At 66.2% G+C, this 14,866-nt stretch carries 15 protein-coding genes; 10 read left to right on the top strand and 5 right to left on the bottom strand.

What is annotated here, in order from left to right; all coding sequences use genetic code 11:
- Nucleotides 1-455: 455 nt before the first annotated feature.
- Genes ACF8ME_RS03310 through arsC form a run of 5 tightly spaced genes read left to right on the top strand, consistent with a single transcriptional unit; the run spans nucleotide 456 to nucleotide 3,604 of the window.
- Nucleotides 456-779, top strand: coding sequence for a helix-turn-helix transcriptional regulator (locus ACF8ME_RS03310; protein ID WP_016445460.1), 324 nt, complete (start codon nucleotides 456-458; stop codon nucleotides 777-779).
- A 12-nt stretch (nucleotides 780-791) separates the two neighbouring features.
- Nucleotides 792-1,292 (top strand): ArsI/CadI family heavy metal resistance metalloenzyme, encoded by a 501-nt coding sequence (locus tag ACF8ME_RS03305; RefSeq protein WP_392415222.1) that lies wholly within the window; start codon nucleotides 792-794, stop codon nucleotides 1,290-1,292.
- A gap of 6 nt (nucleotides 1,293-1,298) precedes the next feature.
- Nucleotides 1,299-1,805, top strand: coding sequence for an arsenate reductase ArsC (locus ACF8ME_RS03300; RefSeq protein WP_016445462.1), 507 nt, complete (start codon nucleotides 1,299-1,301; stop codon nucleotides 1,803-1,805).
- Between the two features lie 53 nt (nucleotides 1,806-1,858).
- A complete protein-coding gene (locus tag ACF8ME_RS03295) occupies nucleotides 1,859-3,148 on the top strand; it encodes an arsenic transporter (protein WP_392415221.1) in 1,290 nt (429 codons plus the stop codon).
- A gap of 24 nt (nucleotides 3,149-3,172) precedes the next feature.
- Nucleotides 3,173-3,604 (top strand): arsenate reductase (glutaredoxin), encoded by a 432-nt coding sequence (arsC, locus tag ACF8ME_RS03290; protein ID WP_016450895.1) that lies wholly within the window; start codon nucleotides 3,173-3,175, stop codon nucleotides 3,602-3,604.
- Nucleotides 3,605-3,705: 101 nt separating this feature from the next.
- Here the strand turns inward: arsC and ACF8ME_RS03285 are convergent, their stop codons facing one another.
- The gene (locus ACF8ME_RS03285; RefSeq protein WP_374006768.1) at nucleotides 3,706-4,284 is read right to left on the bottom strand and encodes a TetR/AcrR family transcriptional regulator; all 579 of its coding nucleotides are present in this window, start codon (nucleotides 4,282-4,284) and stop codon (nucleotides 3,706-3,708) included.
- An 84-nt stretch (nucleotides 4,285-4,368) separates the two neighbouring features.
- Here ACF8ME_RS03285 and ACF8ME_RS03280 point away from each other — a divergent pair, with 84 nt between their 5' ends.
- The gene (locus tag ACF8ME_RS03280) at nucleotides 4,369-4,836 is read left to right on the top strand and encodes a nuclear transport factor 2 family protein (RefSeq protein WP_016445466.1); all 468 of its coding nucleotides are present in this window, start codon (nucleotides 4,369-4,371) and stop codon (nucleotides 4,834-4,836) included.
- Between the two features lie 71 nt (nucleotides 4,837-4,907).
- On the opposite strand, the gene ACF8ME_RS03275 is transcribed toward ACF8ME_RS03280, so the two are convergent.
- Together ACF8ME_RS03275 and ACF8ME_RS03270 are read right to left on the bottom strand one after the other, a co-directional pair.
- The gene (locus tag ACF8ME_RS03275) at nucleotides 4,908-5,234 is read right to left on the bottom strand and encodes a hypothetical protein (RefSeq protein ID WP_392415219.1); all 327 of its coding nucleotides are present in this window, start codon (nucleotides 5,232-5,234) and stop codon (nucleotides 4,908-4,910) included.
- Nucleotides 5,235-5,374: 140 nt separating this feature from the next.
- On the bottom strand, nucleotides 5,375-6,874 hold the full coding sequence (locus ACF8ME_RS03270; protein WP_392415217.1) for an efflux transporter outer membrane subunit: 1,500 nt from the start codon (nucleotides 6,872-6,874) through the stop codon (nucleotides 5,375-5,377).
- 89 nt (nucleotides 6,875-6,963) lie between these two features.
- On the opposite strand from ACF8ME_RS03270, the gene ACF8ME_RS03265 reads away from it, so the two are divergent.
- The 4 genes from ACF8ME_RS03265 (at nucleotide 6,964) to ACF8ME_RS03250 (ending at nucleotide 12,580) form a co-directional block, all read left to right on the top strand.
- Entirely contained in the window at nucleotides 6,964-7,581 is a 618-nt protein-coding gene (locus ACF8ME_RS03265) for a TetR/AcrR family transcriptional regulator (protein ID WP_071956814.1), read from the top strand.
- 77 nt (nucleotides 7,582-7,658) lie between these two features.
- Nucleotides 7,659-8,855 (top strand): efflux RND transporter periplasmic adaptor subunit, encoded by a 1,197-nt coding sequence (locus tag ACF8ME_RS03260; RefSeq protein WP_392415215.1) that lies wholly within the window; start codon nucleotides 7,659-7,661, stop codon nucleotides 8,853-8,855.
- The gene (locus tag ACF8ME_RS03255) at nucleotides 8,848-11,916 is read left to right on the top strand and encodes an efflux RND transporter permease subunit (RefSeq protein ID WP_392415213.1); all 3,069 of its coding nucleotides are present in this window, start codon (nucleotides 8,848-8,850) and stop codon (nucleotides 11,914-11,916) included. The genes ACF8ME_RS03260 and ACF8ME_RS03255 overlap by 8 nt, the downstream gene beginning before the upstream one ends.
- 76 nt (nucleotides 11,917-11,992) lie before the next feature.
- Nucleotides 11,993-12,580, top strand: a complete 588-nt coding sequence (locus ACF8ME_RS03250; RefSeq protein ID WP_392415212.1) for a peroxiredoxin — start codon at nucleotides 11,993-11,995, stop codon at nucleotides 12,578-12,580.
- Nucleotides 12,581-12,598: 18 nt separating this feature from the next.
- Here ACF8ME_RS03250 and ACF8ME_RS03245 read toward each other — a convergent pair whose 3' ends face one another.
- On the bottom strand, nucleotides 12,599-12,973 hold the full coding sequence (locus ACF8ME_RS03245; protein WP_392415210.1) for a DUF779 domain-containing protein: 375 nt from the start codon (nucleotides 12,971-12,973) through the stop codon (nucleotides 12,599-12,601).
- A gap of 67 nt (nucleotides 12,974-13,040) precedes the next feature.
- Nucleotides 13,041-14,564, bottom strand: coding sequence for an aldehyde dehydrogenase family protein (locus tag ACF8ME_RS03240; RefSeq protein ID WP_012207447.1), 1,524 nt, complete (start codon nucleotides 14,562-14,564; stop codon nucleotides 13,041-13,043).
- Nucleotides 14,565-14,866: the final 302 nt, after the last annotated feature.

Here is a 14,866-nt window from a genome sequence, read left to right as displayed (position 1 = left end):
CCAGCGCTTGTCGCAGGGGCTAAGGACTGTTTGGCGCCATGCAGCGTGAGTTCGCCCGGCTGCGGGGGGGCGGCAGCTGCCGAGGCAAAGCCGACACCGACAGGCCTGCGACAAACGACGGCAACGGGTAGCTGCCACACAAGAGCCCATGGCAACCCGCGACGCCGCCGCACATCGGCCCTGAGCCCTTGCGCCTCGGCCGATAGCTCGCTCCTCAGCCTTGCTGGCCAAAAAACTAAAGTGCAGTGGCGCGTTTTCCGTACAGACGAAAGTTCAGTGGCGCATCTCTCTAAGGATCGATGGTGCATGGCTTGCGAGGACGTGAGAAATCAACGAGTTATCTGCGTGACGCGCTGCGTGTTCAGTGGCGTTCCGCACGGAGCTTGCGCAATGGCGCCGCACGATCGCCTTCACTTTTTTCAACAACAATTCAACAATAGTTGTATTATTGATGAATGCAAGAAACCCAAGTCATCCGATCGCTTTCGGCCCTGGCCCATGAAGCGCGCCTGCGCGTTTTCCGCGCCCTGGTAGTCGCCGGCCCTGCGGGGCTTACGCCCAGCGCCTTGGCCGAACAGTTGGGTATCGCACCCAACGCGCTGTCGTTCCACCTCAAGGAGCTGTCCCATGCCGAGCTGGTCAGCCAGGAGCGCCTGGGCCGCAATGTGCTGTACCGGGCGTCCTTTGCGGCGATGAACGACCTGCTCGCCTACCTCACCGAAAACTGCTGCCAGGGCGCCGCATGCGCCACGGTGGATGCCTTGCCCTGCAACTGCTGAACGGAGTCCACGATGAAACGCTTCCATGTCCATATGCACGTCGACGATCTGGCCAAGAACATCGCGTTCTATTCCCAGCTGTTTGGTGCCGAGCCCGCCCGCGTGGAAAGCGACTACGCGAAGTGGATGCTGGACGAGCCCCGGGTGAACTTCGCCATTTCGACGCGAGGCGAGAAAGCCGGCCTGGACCACCTGGGCTTCCAAGTGGATGAGGCCGAGGAGCTGGATGCGCTCAAGGCACGCGCCAGGGCCTCCGACCTGGCGATGCTCGACGAAGGCGCCACCACCTGCTGCTATGCACGCAGCGACAAGCACTGGATCACCGATCCCCAGGGGATTGCCTGGGAGCACTTTCATTCGCTGGAGAACATTCCCGTGTTTCACGAGGCCCCTGATGCAGCTGTCGGAGCCAGCGGCGCGTGCTGCGCGCCGACGGCCCCGCGCCAGGCGGCCGCATCTGCCTGCTGCGCCCCAGGCACCGTAGCTGCCTCTTCCTCCACGTCCTGCTGCTAAGCCACCATGTCTGATTCCATCACCCCCCTGAATGTCCTGTTCCTGTGCACTCACAACTCGGCGCGCAGCATCCTGGCCGAAGCTTTGCTCAACGACATGGGCAATGGGCGCTTCAAAGCGTATTCGGCCGGCAGCAGCCCCCGCGCGAATCAGCAGCCCAATCCCTTGAGCTTGCAGGTGCTGCAGCGTGCCGGCGTATCTGTGCAGGGGCTGCGCAGCAAGAGCTGGGATGAGTTCGCGGCCCCGCAGGCGCCGCAGATGGACCTGATCATCACCGTCTGCGACAACGCAGCTGGCGAGGTCTGCCCGATCTGGCCCGGCCACCCCGCCACCGCCCACTGGGGATACGCCGATCCCTCGCAGGGAGACGCATCTGAAGAGGTCAAGCTGGAAGCATTCCGACAGACTCTGCACATGATGCGTCGTCGTCTGGAGCTGCTGGTCAACCTGCCCGACGACAAGCTGGAAAAGGCAAGGCTACAGGGCACCGCCCGCGAACTGGCCTCCCACTGACGCCCCCTTCGTCCACGAATGCGCGCCTTCTGAAACCCGAATCTCCCAGCACCATGCTCATGGCAGTCCTGATCTTCATCTCCACCCTTGTGCTGGTTATCTGGCAGCCGCGCGGCCTGGGCATTGGCTGGAGCGCCTCGCTGGGCGCGGTCGTTGCCCTGCTGGCCGGCGTGGTGCATCTTTCCGACATTCCAGTGGTCTGGGGCATCGTGTGGAATGCGACCGCCACCTTTGTAGCCGTCATCATCATCAGCCTGCTGCTTGACGAGGCCGGCTTCTTTGAATGGGCCGCGCTGCACTTCGCACGCTGGGGCGGCGGCCGGGGCAGCAAGCTGTTCGCGTTCATCGTGCTGCTGGGTGCGGCTGTGTCCGCCTTGTTCGCCAATGACGGCGCCGCCCTGATTCTCACGCCCATCGTGATGGCCATGCTCGTGGCGCTGGGCTTTTCGCCCTCCGCCACGCTGGCATTCGTCATGGCGGCAGGCTTCATCGCCGACACGGCCAGCCTGCCGCTGATCGTCTCCAACCTGGTCAACATCGTCTCGGCTGACTTTTTCAACATCGGCTTCAACGAATACGCCTCGGTAATGGTGCCGGTCAATCTCGCCTCGGTGCTGGCCAGCCTCGCCATGCTGATGCTGTTCTTTCGGCGCGGCATTCCCGCAACCTATGACCTGGCCCAGCTCAGGCGCCCGGCCGATGCGATCCGCGATCCGGCGACCTTTCGCGCGGGCTGGGTGGTCCTGGTCCTGCTGTTGGTCGGCTTCTTCGGGCTGGAGCCGCTGGGCGTGCCTGTCAGCGCGGTCGCGGCCGCAGGTGCCGCCCTGCTGCTGGCCGTGGCGGCACGCGGCTGCGTCATCAGCACCCGCAAGGTACTGCATGGCGCGCCGTGGCAGATCGTCGTGTTCTCGCTGGGCATGTATCTGGTGGTCTACGGATTGCGCAATGCCGGGCTGATCACCTCTATCGCATCCGTTCTGGACCGCTTTGCCCAAGGCGGCGTCTGGGGCGCAGCCATCGGCACGGGAGTGCTCTCGGCCCTGCTGTCGTCTGTGATGAACAACATGCCCACCGTTCTGGTGGGTGCGCTGTCGATCGATGCCTCCAGTGCCACCGGCGTGGTCAGGGATGCCATGGTCTACGCCAACGTGATCGGCTGCGACCTGGGCCCGAAGATTACGCCCATCGGTAGCCTGGCCACGCTGCTGTGGCTGCATGTGCTGGCCAGCAAAGGCATGACCATCGGATGGGGCTACTACTTCAGGGTGGGTACGGTTTTGACGGCCCCCGTGCTGCTCATCACGCTTTCCGCCCTTGCGCTGCGCCTGAGCGTGGCTGCCTGAATTCCCTCACAGAACCCATCTGCCATGAGCACCATCACGATCTATCACAACCCCGCCTGCGGCACATCGCGCAACGTGCTGGCCCTGATCCGCAACAGCGGCGAGGAGCCCGCCGTCATCGAATACCTCAAGACACCGCCCGACCGGGCCACGCTGGAGCGGCTGCTGGCGGACCTGGCCCTGCCTGTGCGGGAGGTTCTGCGGCAAAAAGGTACGCCGTATGACGAGATGGGCCTGGGCGACCCGGAATGGACCGATGCCCAGCTGATCGACGCCATGCTCCGGCACCCTATCCTCATCAATCGCCCCATTGTGGTGACGCCACTGGGCACGCGCCTGTGCCGGCCATCCGAGGTGGTGCTGGACATACTGCCGCGTCCCCAGCAAGGGGCATTCTCCAAGGAGGACGGCGAAGCCGTCATCGACGCGGCAGGGCAGCGTGTGGCAAAGCACTGACTTGCCAGATCCGGCCCCTGCGTGGCCAAAGGTGGCGAGGCAGCAACGACCTGCCGCTGTGGCGCGCCGAAGCCTCAGCGGCGCCCCGCTCCTGAGCCTGCTCACCACCCGGGGCGGCTCACGATCCCTTCGGCCGCTGCCTTGAAGTTCGCCATGACTTCATCGATCGGCTGACCCATCTGCGCATGGACGATGGCGCCGTCCGCCACCAGGGTGAGCGCAGCGCCCACGGACAGGGGATGGCCACCGAACAGGCGATCCAGCACGGACGACATTTCCTGCTTGTGCCGCCGGACCGTCGCCAGGATCTCAGGGTCGGACGAGCCCAGTTCGGCAGCGGCATTGAGAAAGGCGCAGCCCCGAAAGTCGGGCTGGCCGAACCAGCTCCTGAGGGTGGTGGACAGGGCATCCAACGCTGACGAGCCCCCGGCGGCCTCCTGCGCCAGGCTGGCCTGGAACCAGGAAATCCACCGTTCATGGCGGTAGTCGAGGTACGCCCGGATCAGGTCGTCCTTGCTGGCGTACTGGCGGTAGAAGGTGACTTTGCTGACCGACGACCGCTCGATGATCCTGTCCACGCCCGTGGCCCGGATGCCCTCTGCGTAGAAAAGGCCATGGGCTGCCACCAGGATGCGCTCGCGGGGTGGTAGTGACTCGAGAGATGGCTGGGAAGTTTTCATGAAGACATTGTAGACAGATCGTTCCACCTCCGTTAGAGTGGTGCATGTAGACAGATCGTTCTACATCTTTTCAAAGGTCACATCATGGAAACTCGCCCACCCCTGCCCCCGTTCTCTCTCGCAAGCGCCGTCCAAAAGGTCCGTTTGGCCGAGGATGGATGGAACACACGCGATGCGGCCAAGGTCGCGATGGCCTATACCCCCGACACGAAATGGCGCAACCGGGCGGAGTTCGCCAACAGCCGCGCCGAGGCCCAGGCCCTTCTTGAGAGGAAGTGGAAGAAGGAGCTGGACTACCGGCTGATCAAGGAGCTTTGGCTGTACGCGGAAAACCGGATCGCAGTCCGCTACGCCTATGAGTGGCACGACGATGCCGGGAACTGGTTCCGGTCGTACGGCAACGAGAACTGGGAATTCGAGGCCGACGGTCTCATGCGCCGGCGCTTCGCATGCATCAACGACATGCCCATCCAGGAATCGGAGCGCAAGTTCCACTGGCCGCTGGGGCGTCGCCCCGATGACCACCCCGGTCTGTCCGACCTGGGCCTGTAGGCAAAGCCCCGGGCCACGTCCCCAGGCAGCCAGCCGCTGCCGCGATGGCCTGGGCGGGAAGGCGCTCCGCCTTACCGACTCAGCGCCTTGCGGACCTCCGCCTGGAACGCCTCGCTGTTGCGAAGGCGCAGGTACTCCTGGTATGCGGCCCGATATTCCTGCGTTTCGACTCCGTAGGAGATCGATATCTCCGCATGGCGGTCCAATCCGGCGCGGCGCCAGAGTGCGAGATCGGCGATGACTTCGGCGCGGGAAAGCGCTGCGTCCGATGTGGCTGCCGAGGCGTCTTGCGGCTGCGAATGGGCTGCGAAGCAGGTCGAGAAGGCTATGGCCGCAAGCGCCGGCTTCAGGATGCGTGCGGCTGCAGCAACGGTGGGGGAGGGGGGTGTGTTTGGCATGGTTTGACGGATGGGGGTGGGTGGAGCCGGGCCATGGCTTCGGCCGCCCGCGTCGGCAGGTCGCCTGGGCCGCATGTCCCGCAGGGGTGTTCGGTTTCTTTGCTGTGTGGAAAGGGGGCTCCTTTCGGGAAGTGGCAGGTTCAGGGGGCAACGCTGGCGGGAAGACCGTGGCTGGCGGCTGCCAATGCCCTGGAAGGCTCCGGCGTCCAGCCGCCGCCCAGCGCCTTGAAGATCGCGACCGTCGATCGCGCCGACTCCGTCCGTGCCAGCGCCTGTGCATCGAGCACGCCCAGCAGGCTTTCATCCACCTGCAGTACCTCGATCAGGCTGACCACGCCCTTGTCGTAGGCGGCGCCTGCGGCCTGCCGGGCCCGCGTGAGCGCATCCGCGCCCCTGGCGAGCACGGCCATCAGCTCCTGCCGCTTGTCCAGCGAGACCAGGGCGTTCTCCACTTCTTCCGTGGCGCGCAGTACCGACTGCCGGTAGGCGGCAAGGCTTTCCGCCTCCTGTGCCTGCGCCTGTTGGATCTGTGCGTTGATGCGACCGAAGTCGAACAGCCGCCAGCGCAGGCCGCCCACAACGCTGGCCTGCGATGCGCCGGCGCTGAAGAGATTGCCCGCGGAGATGGAGGTGGCGCTGCCGATCAGGCCGCTGATCGACAGCTTCGGGTAGTACTCGGCGATCGCCACGCCGATGCGTGCGTTCGACGCTGCCAGGCGCCGCTCCGCCGCGATGAGGTCCGGGCGTCGCCGCAGCAGATCGCCGGGTGCCTCCGCCAGGGAAAGGGTTGGCAGCACGGGGACCGGGCGGGATTCGGCCAGCTCTGCCCGGTGCGTGCCGGGTGCCGTGGCAAGCATCACGTCCATGGCGTTGAGCGCGGCCTCGAGCGCGTTCTCCAGCGGCGGGATGGTCGCTTGCGCCCGCGCAAGTGCCCCCTCGACCTGGCGCAATTGAAGCTCCGGTGCCAGTCCTTTGCCAAACCGCAGTTCGACGATGGAGCGCAGTTGCTGCTGGGTCCGCACCTGCGAGCGTGCCACTGCCAGCCGCGCCTGCAGGCCGCGAATCTGGATATAGATGTCCGCAGTCTGGGCGGCCACCGCGAGCCGCACGGCAGTGGCGCCGGCTTCCGATGCCTGGTACTCGGCCAGGGAGGCCTGCCTGGCCCTGCGCAGGCCGCCGAAGAGATCAAGCTCCCAGCTGGCCCCGAGGTTGGCCTCCTGGGCGCTGCCGTAGCGATCGAACCCCGGCATGGAGTCGAGCACCCGGCCCAGCGGAGTCTCGACCGACTGATAGCTCCTGGCCGTTTGCGCCGAGATCTGGGCCGACGGCAGCAACGCAGCGGCCGCCGCATCCAGCCCGGCGCGTGCCTGAAGCACGCGGCCAGCGGCCTGGGCAACATCCAGGTTTTGCTGCAGTGCCGCCGTGACGAGGCGCGCCATCTGCGGATCGCCAAAGGCTGCCCACCAGGCTGCAAGGTAAGTGGAGGAGGCCGGCGAGGGCGGCTTGGTCTCACCCAGAACGCGGCTGCCCATGTAGGCCTGGGGCAGGGCCGTGGCGGGTGGCTGGTAGTCAGGGCCTACCGCACACCCTGCACAGAGGCTGGCGAGCATCAGAAAGACGGGGGCGGCAAGACGCGGCATGTTCAACAGTCAGAAGCGTGGTGACGCTGTGACTATATTCCAAAATGGTCACTTGCATAGTATTTTTTTGATGGAGTAAGCTAGGCCGCATGAGCACCACCAACGTCTATCCGACCTCTGCGCGCGGCCCGGTCGAACACGATGTCCGGCAACAGATCGTGACTGCGGCGAAAGAGCATTTCAGCCGCTACGGCTATGAGAAAACCACGGTGTCCGACCTTGCCAAGGCCATCGGCTTTTCCAAGGCCTACATCTACAAGTTCTTCGAGTCCAAGCAGGTCATCGGCGAGATGATCTGTTCCAACTGCCTGATGGAGATGGAGGCGGAGATCCGCCAGGCCGTCGCCAGCACGGATACGCCTCCCGAGCAGCTGCGGCGCCTGTTCAAGGCGATCGTCGCTGCCACGCTGCGGCTTTTCTCCGAAGACCGCAAGCTGTACGAGATCGCCATTTCCGCGTCGGCAGAGCGCTGGCAGGCAGCGCAGGCCTATGAGGAACGCATGCATCAGCTGCTGCTGCAGATACTCGATGCCGGGCGCCAGCGGGGCGACTTCGAGCGCAAGACGCCACTGGATGAAACCGGGCGCGCCATCTTCCTGGTCATGCTCCCCTATCTGAACCCGGTGATGCTGCAGCACAGCCTCGACCATGCGGACGAGGCGCCCGCACAACTGGCCGGATTGGTGCTGAGAAGCCTGTCGCCCTAAATCCTGCAGTTGTGACCATTGACATAAATGGTCACTAATCACAGAATCGGGTCCTGCTCATTGATCGGGACCCCCTCATGCTTCGGCACCGCCATCTGTCCATCGCCGCTGTCGGCGCACTGTCACTTGCACTCGCAGCCTGCGGCAAAAGCACGCCGCCGGATCCGCGCACCCAGCCACCCCTCGTTCGCACCACCCTGGTAGCGCCAGGCCATTCTTCCGAGCGCGTCTTCACCGGCACCATCGCGGCCAGGGTACAGGGCGATCTTGGATTTCGCGTGGCCGGCAAGGTGCTCGAGCGCCTGGTGGATACAGGCCAGGCGGTCAGGCGCGGCCAGGCATTGCTGCGCCTCGACCCGGTGGACCTGAAGCTGGCCGCCCATGCCCAGCAGGAGGCCGTCGCAGCCGCCAGGGCACGGGCCCAGCAGGCCAGCGACGAGGAGCAGCGCTACCGTGACCTGCAGGGAACGGGTGCCGTTTCGGCCTTGGCCCATGAACAGATCAAGGCGGCCGCGGATGCCGCCCGCGCCCAGCTCAGGGCGGCCGAAGCGCAGGCCGCCGCAGCGCTGAACGCCAGCCGCTACGCCGAACTGCTGGCCGATGCCGATGGCATCGTGATGGAAACACTTGCCGAGCCTGGCCAGGTCGTCAGTGCCGGCCAGGTGGTCGTGCGCCTCGCCCATGCCGGCAGGCGCGAAGCGGTCGTCCAGTTGCCCGAAACACTGCGCCCCGCGCTGGGCTCGGCGGCCCAGGCCCGCCTGTTCGGCAGGGAGGATGTGGCCGTCCCCGCCAGACTGCGCCAGCTGTCCGATGTGGCCGACCGGGCCACCCGCACCTTTGAGGCCCGCTATGTGCTGGACGCCGGCGCGGCGGCCAGCGCTCCGCTGGGCAGCACGGTCACGCTCAGGATTGGCGGGACATCGACAGCAACAGCGACATCGACATCTACATCGACAGCGACAGCGACAGCGGGCAAGGCAACCCTGCAGGTCCCCATCGGCGCCATCCTCGACGAGGGCAAGGGCGCCGCTGTCTGGGTGGTACAGGGCGATCAGGTCAGGCGCCAGCCCGTCACCGTGGTTCAGGTACAGGACGGCAATGCCCAGGTGGCGGGTGCGCTCGGCCAGGGGGAGCGGATCGTCGCGCTCGGCGCGCATTTGTTGAGCGAGGGGGCGCAGGTGCGGCTGGACAGCGAGGCGCCGGCGCCTTCAACGGCAACAACGGCAACAACGTCCACGGCGTCCTCCGTGTCCACGGGAGCGTCCCGTGAGTGAAGGCCGTTTCAACCTGTCGGCGCTTGCCGTCCGTGAGCGCTCCATCACGCTGTTCCTGATCCTGCTGATTTCGCTGACGGGTGTCTTTGCCTTCCTGAAGCTGGGCCGGGCGGAAGATCCGGCCTTCACCGTCAAGGTCATGACGATCATCACGGCCTGGCCTGGCGCCACCCCGCAGGAAATGCAGGACCAGGTGGCAGAGAAGCTGGAAAAGCGCCTGCAGGAGCTGCGCTGGTATGACCGCACCGAAACCTTCGTCAGGCCGGGGCTGGCCTTCACCACGCTGACCCTGCTCGACTCCACGCCCCCCGGCGAGGTGCAGGAGGAGTTCTACCAGGCCCGCAAGAAGCTCGGTGACGAAGCCCGCAACCTGCCGGCGGGCGTGATCGGCCCGATGGTGAACGACCAGTACGCCGACGTGACCTTTGCGATCTACGCCCTCAAGGCGCGCGGCGAGGAGCCCCGGGCGCTGGTGCGCGATGCCGAAGCCTTGCGCCAGCGTCTTTTGCATGTGCCGGGCGTCAAGAAGGTCAACATCGTCGGCGAGCAATCCGAGCGGATCTACGTGGAGTTCTCGCACGAGCGCCTGGCCACGCTGGGCATCAGCCCGCAGGACGTCTTCGCTGCGTTGAACAACCAGAACGCCCTCACCCCTGCCGGGTCGGTGGAGACACAGGGTCCGCAGGTGTTCATCCGCATCGACGGGGCGTTCGACGCGCTGCAAAAGATCCGCGACACGCCCATCGTGGCCCAGGGCCGCACGGTCAAGCTGTCCGACATCGCCACCGTCCAGCGAGGCTACGAAGACCCCTCGACCTTCATCATCCGCAACGGTGCGGAGCCTGCCTTGCTGCTGGGCGTCGTCATGCGCGACGGCTGGAACGGGCTGGACCTGGGCAAGGCGCTGGACCGGGAGGTGGGCGCCATCAACGCAGACATGCCGCTGGGCATGGGCCTGACCAAGGTGACGGACCAGGCCGTGAACATCAGCGCCTCCGTCGATGAGTTCATGCTCAAGTTCCTGGCCGCGCTGCTGGTCGTGCTGGTGGTGTGCTTCGCCAGCATGGGCTGGCGCGTTGGCGTGGTGGTGGCTGCGGCCGTGCCGCTGACGCTGGCGGCCGTGTTCATCATCATGGCCGCCACGGGAAAGAATTTCGACCGCATCACGCTCGGCTCGCTGATCCTTGCGCTGGGCCTGCTGGTGGACGACGCCATCATCGCCATCGAGATGATGGTGGTGAAGATGGAAGAGGGCTACGACCGCGTGGCCGCGTCCGCCTACGCCTGGAGCCATACCGCGGCGCCCATGCTGTCCGGAACGCTGGTGACGGCGGTGGGCTTCATGCCCAACGGGTTCGCACGCTCCACGGCGGGCGAGTACACCAGCAACATGTTCTGGATCGTCGGCATCGCGCTCATCGCGTCCTGGGTGGTGGCCGTGGTGTTCACGCCCTATCTCGGCGTCAAGATGCTGCCCCTTCTCAAGAAGGTCGAAGGCGGACATGCGGCGATGTATGGCACGCCCCGCTACGAGCGCCTGCGGCGCGTGCTGGGCAAGGTGATCGCCCGCAAGGGCATGGTGGCCGCAGTCGTGGGCGGGCTCATGGTGGCTTCCGTGCTGGGCATGTCCATCGTGAAGAAGCAGTTCTTTCCCATCTCCGACCGGCCCGAGGTGATGGTCGAGGTGCAGATGCCCTACGGCACCTCCATCGGCCAGACGAGCGAGACCACCCGCAAGGTGGAAGCCTGGCTGCTGCAGCAGCCCGAATCGGAGATCGTGACCGCCTATATCGGCCAGGGCGCACCGCGCTTTTTTCTGGCCATCTCGCCTGAGCTGCCCGACCCGTCGTTCGCCAAGATCGTCGTGCGCACCGCCAACCAGGCGCAGCGCGACGCGCTCAAGCTGAGGCTGCGCGAGGCCATCGCCCAGGGACTGGCTCCGCAGGCGCAGGTGCGCGCATCGCAGATCGTGTTCGGGCCGTACTCCCCGTTCCCCGTGGCGTATCGCGTCTCCGGCCCCGACCCGCAGCGGCTGCGCGACATTGCCGGCCAGGTGCACCAGGTGCTGCACGACAGCCCGATGATGCGGACCGTGAACTCCGACTGGGGCGTGCGCACCCCCGTCATGCGCTTCACCCTGGACCAGGACCGGCTGCAGGCCATGGGCCTGACCTCCGCGGCAGTCGCGCAGCAGCTGCAATTCCTGCTCAGCGGCGTGCCCGTGACCACCGTGCGCGAGGACATCCGCACCGTGCAGGTGATGGCGCGTTCTGCGGGCGGCACCCGCCACGATGTGGCCAGGGTCGGCGACTTCACGCTCACCAACGCCACTGGCCAGCGCATACCGCTGTCGCAGCTGGGCGAGGTCACCGTGCAGATGGAGGAGCCCGTCATGCGCCGCCGCGACCGCATGCCCACCATCACGGTCCGCGGAGACATCGATGACAGCCTGCAGCCGCCCGATGTCTCTGCGGCCATCACCCGGCAGCTGGAGCCCATCAGGAAGGCGTTGCCTGCGGGCTACCGCATCGACGAGGCCGGCTCCATCGAGGAATCCGGCAAGGCCATGACGGCCATGCTGCCCCTGTTCCCGATCATGATCGCCATCACGCTGATCATCATCATCTTGCAGGTGCGGTCGATATCGGCCATGGTCATGGTGTTCCTGACCAGCCCCCTGGGATTGATCGGCGTGGTGCCGACGCTGATCGTCTTTCAGCAGCCCTTCGGCATCAATGCACTGGTGGGGCTGATCGCGCTGTCGGGCATCCTGATGCGCAACACGCTGATCCTGATCGGGCAGATCCAGCACAACGAGCAGGAGGGGCTTGCGCCGTTCCAGGCGGTGGTGGAGGCCACCGTCCAGCGCGCCCGGCCCGTGATCCTGACCGCGCTGGCGGCGATCCTGGCCTTCATCCCGCTGACCCAATCGGTGTTCTGGGGAACGCTGGCCTATACGCTGATCGGCGGCACGCTGGCCGGCACGGTGCTGACGCTGGTCTTCCTGCCCGCCATGTACTCGATCTGGTTCAGGATCAGGCCCGGCGAATCCCCGCGCTGATCCACGGCAAATGCGCCAGCGGCCCGGGCCGATTGGCCACAATGGCGCATCCCGTTCCAGGCTCAGGAGGCCATGCATGTCCGATATCCGCTGCGGCGATTCCATCCACCCACGCGCATCCCTGGGCCGCCGCTGCGCGCGCGCCGCCGCACCCGTGCTGGCGGCGCTGCTGCTGTCGCCGCTGGCCCAGGCCGCGCTCAAGGTGGGCGACACCGCGCCGCGCTTCACCACGCCGGCCGCGGTGGCGGGCAAGGCCTTCGATTTCGACATGGCCGCCACGCTCAGGAAGGGGCCGGTGGTGCTGTATTTCTTCCCCAAGGCCTTCACCCAGGGCTGCACCATGGAAGCCCACGCCTTTGCCGAGGCCACGCCGCGCTTCGCGGCCATGGGCGCCACGGTGGTGGGCATGTCGCATGACGACATCGATACGCTCAAGCGCTTTTCCACCGAGGCCTGCCGCGACCAGTTCGCCGTGGCATCGGACCCGCAGGCGCAGACCATCCGCGCCTACGACGCCTCGGCCGCCGCCGACCCCCAGCGCGCCGACCGCATCTCCTACGTGATCGGCCAGGACGGCAAGGTCCGCTTCGTGCACATGGGCTCGGACCCGGACGAGCATGTGCGCCAGACCGAGGCCGCGGTCAAGCGGCTGACCGGAAAGTAGCCCGTCGCGCGGCCCCTGTCAGGGGCCGTTGCCCTCGCTGGCCAGGATCTCGGCGTATTCCTCGTCCGTGAACAGCCTGGAGCGTGTGTGGAAGGCCTTGCCCGTGCTGCCCTCCAGCGAGAAGGTGCCGCCCTGGCCCTCGATCACGTCGAGGATGAGCTGGGTGTGCTTCCAGTATTCGTACTGCGACTTGCCGATATAGAAGGGCGCGCCGCCCACGTGGCCCAGCAGCACGTCCTGGGCGCCTATCGTCAGCTCGCCGGGCAGGTAGCAGTTGGCGGCGCTGTTGTCGCAGCAGCCGCCGGACTGGTGGAAGAACACCGGCCCGTGCTGCGCCTGCAGGTCGGCGATCAGCGCCAGCGCGGCCTCGGTGGCAATCACTTTGTCAACCATGGGGTGGTCCTTTCCTGGACGGCCGGCCGCGCTGCGCGCCGCCGGCCGCATTCACCTGGGAAGAACTTCAGAAGAAGCCCAGCTTGTTCTCGCTGTAGCTGACCAGCAGGTTCTTGGTCTGCTGGTAGTGGTCCAGCATCATCTTGTGGGTCTCGCGGCCGATGCCCGATTCCTTGTAGCCGCCAAAGGCCGCGTGCGCCGGATAGGCGTGGTAGCAGTTGGTCCACACGCGCCCGGCCTTGATGGCCCGGCCCATGCGGTAGGCCACGTTGCCGTTGCGGCTCCACACGCCCGCGCCCAGGCCGTAGAGCGTGTCGTTGGCAATGGCCAGGGCCTCGGCCTCGTCCTTGAAGGTGGTCACGGCCAGCACGGGGCCGAAGATTTCCTCCTGGAAGATGCGCATCTTGTTGTGGCCCTTGAACAGCGTGGGCTGCACGTAGTAGCCGCCTTCCAGGTCGCCGCCCAGATGGGCCTGGCCGCCGCCGGCCAGCACCTCGGCGCCCTCCTGCTTGCCCAGGTCCAGGTACGACAGGATCTTGGTGAGCTGCTCCTTGGACGCCTGCGCGCCCATCATGCTGTCGGTGTCCAGCGGGTTGGCATGCCGGATGGCGGCCACGCGCTGGAGCACGCGCTCCATGAAGCGGTCGTAGATGCTTTCGTGGATCAGCGCGCGGCTGGGGCAGGTGCAGACCTCGCCCTGGTTGAAGGCGAACAGCACCAGCCCTTCGACGGCCTTGTCGAGGAAGGCATCGTCCTTGTCCATCACATCGGCGAAGAAGATGTTGGGCGACTTGCCGCCCAGCTCCAGCGTGGCAGGGATCAGGTTGTTGGCGGCGGCCTGGGCGATCACGCGGCCCGTGGAGGTGGAACCCGTGAAGGCGATCTTGGCGATGCGCTTGCTGGTGGCCAGCGGCATGCCGGCCTCGCGGCCGAAGCCGTTGACGATGTTGAGCACGCCGGGCGGCAGCAGGTCGGCAATGAGCTCGGCCAGGATCAGGATGCTGATGGGCGTGGACTCGGCCGGCTTGAGCACCACGCAGTTGCCCGCGCCCAGCGCAGGCGCCAGCTTCCAGGCCGCCATGAGGATGGGGAAGTTCCAGGGAATGATCTGGCCCACCACGCCCAGCGGCTCCTGGATGTGATAGGCCACCGTGGTCTCGTCGATATGGCTGAGCGCGCCTTCCTGGGCGCGCACGCAGCCCGCGAAATAGCGGAAATGGTCCACGGTCAGCGGGATGTCTGCATTCAGCGTCTCGCGGATGGCCTTGCCGTTGTCCACGGTCTCGGCATAGGCGAGCAGCTCCAGGTTGGCCTCGATGCGGTCGGCGATCTTCAGCAGGACGTTCGCACGCTCGGCCGCGCTGGTGCGGCCCCAGGCGTCGCTGGCGGCATGGGCGGCGTCCAGCGCCAGTTCGATGTCCTCGGCCGTGGAGCGCGCGGCGCGGGTGTAGACCTTGCCGCTGATGGGGGTGACCACGTCGAAGTACTGCTCCTTGACCGGAGGTACGAACCTGCCGCCGATGAAGTTGTCGTAGCGGGCCTTGTAGGCGATCTTGGCGCCAGCGGCGCCGGGTGCTGCGTAGACGGTCATGCTGCTTGTCTCCTGAGGATGCTTATGGGTCTGTTGTGATCGGGTGTGGATCGGGATATCCGGCCATGGCCGGACGGCAGACATGATTCAAAAGCCGTGCCAGCCCGCAGGCCGCAGGGCAGGTGCCCGCAAAGGCCCGCGGGACGTGGCTGCTGCGGGTATTCCCGTGCGCGTTCGCCCTGTGCCGTGACGTTGCGCAACAGGACAACTGTCCAGAAATGGAACAGTCGGGCGCCTGGCCTGCCACTTGGCTTGCCCGGTGCCCGCCGGCCCCGCATACTGGCCCGCAACGCGGCGCAATG

This window comes from Delftia sp. WSY_7, assembly GCF_043104845.1.
GTDB lineage: Bacteria > Pseudomonadota > Gammaproteobacteria > Burkholderiales > Burkholderiaceae_C > Comamonas > Comamonas tsuruhatensis.
The sequence above is the reverse complement of the archived record's forward strand: the minus strand, read 5'-3'. Positions and strand labels throughout refer to the sequence as shown.

What these genes read in the sequence shown, in the direction of transcription:
- ACF8ME_RS03250 (WP_392415212.1), top strand. Translation starts at nt 11,993, where the DNA reads ATGTCCGATATCCGCTGCGGCGATTCCATCCACCCACGCGCATCCCTG.
- ACF8ME_RS03265 (WP_071956814.1), top strand. Translation starts at nt 6,964, where the DNA reads ATGAGCACCACCAACGTCTATCCGACCTCTGCGCGCGGCCCGGTCGAA.
- ACF8ME_RS03240 (WP_012207447.1), bottom strand. Translation starts at nt 14,564, where the DNA reads ATGACCGTCTACGCAGCACCCGGCGCCGCTGGCGCCAAGATCGCCTAC.
- arsC (WP_016450895.1), top strand. Translation starts at nt 3,173, where the DNA reads ATGAGCACCATCACGATCTATCACAACCCCGCCTGCGGCACATCGCGC.
- ACF8ME_RS03280 (WP_016445466.1), top strand. Translation starts at nt 4,369, where the DNA reads ATGGAAACTCGCCCACCCCTGCCCCCGTTCTCTCTCGCAAGCGCCGTC.
- ACF8ME_RS03300 (WP_016445462.1), top strand. Translation starts at nt 1,299, where the DNA reads ATGTCTGATTCCATCACCCCCCTGAATGTCCTGTTCCTGTGCACTCAC.
- ACF8ME_RS03245 (WP_392415210.1), bottom strand. Translation starts at nt 12,973, where the DNA reads ATGGTTGACAAAGTGATTGCCACCGAGGCCGCGCTGGCGCTGATCGCC.
- ACF8ME_RS03270 (WP_392415217.1), bottom strand. Translation starts at nt 6,874, where the DNA reads ATGCCGCGTCTTGCCGCCCCCGTCTTTCTGATGCTCGCCAGCCTCTGT.
- ACF8ME_RS03305 (WP_392415222.1), top strand. Translation starts at nt 792, where the DNA reads ATGAAACGCTTCCATGTCCATATGCACGTCGACGATCTGGCCAAGAAC.
- ACF8ME_RS03310 (WP_016445460.1), top strand. Translation starts at nt 456, where the DNA reads ATGCAAGAAACCCAAGTCATCCGATCGCTTTCGGCCCTGGCCCATGAA.
- ACF8ME_RS03285 (WP_374006768.1), bottom strand. Translation starts at nt 4,284, where the DNA reads ATGAAAACTTCCCAGCCATCTCTCGAGTCACTACCACCCCGCGAGCGC.
- ACF8ME_RS03275 (WP_392415219.1), bottom strand. Translation starts at nt 5,234, where the DNA reads ATGCCAAACACACCCCCCTCCCCCACCGTTGCTGCAGCCGCACGCATC.
- ACF8ME_RS03295 (WP_392415221.1), top strand. Translation starts at nt 1,859, where the DNA reads ATGCTCATGGCAGTCCTGATCTTCATCTCCACCCTTGTGCTGGTTATC.
- ACF8ME_RS03260 (WP_392415215.1), top strand. Translation starts at nt 7,659, where the DNA reads ATGCTTCGGCACCGCCATCTGTCCATCGCCGCTGTCGGCGCACTGTCA.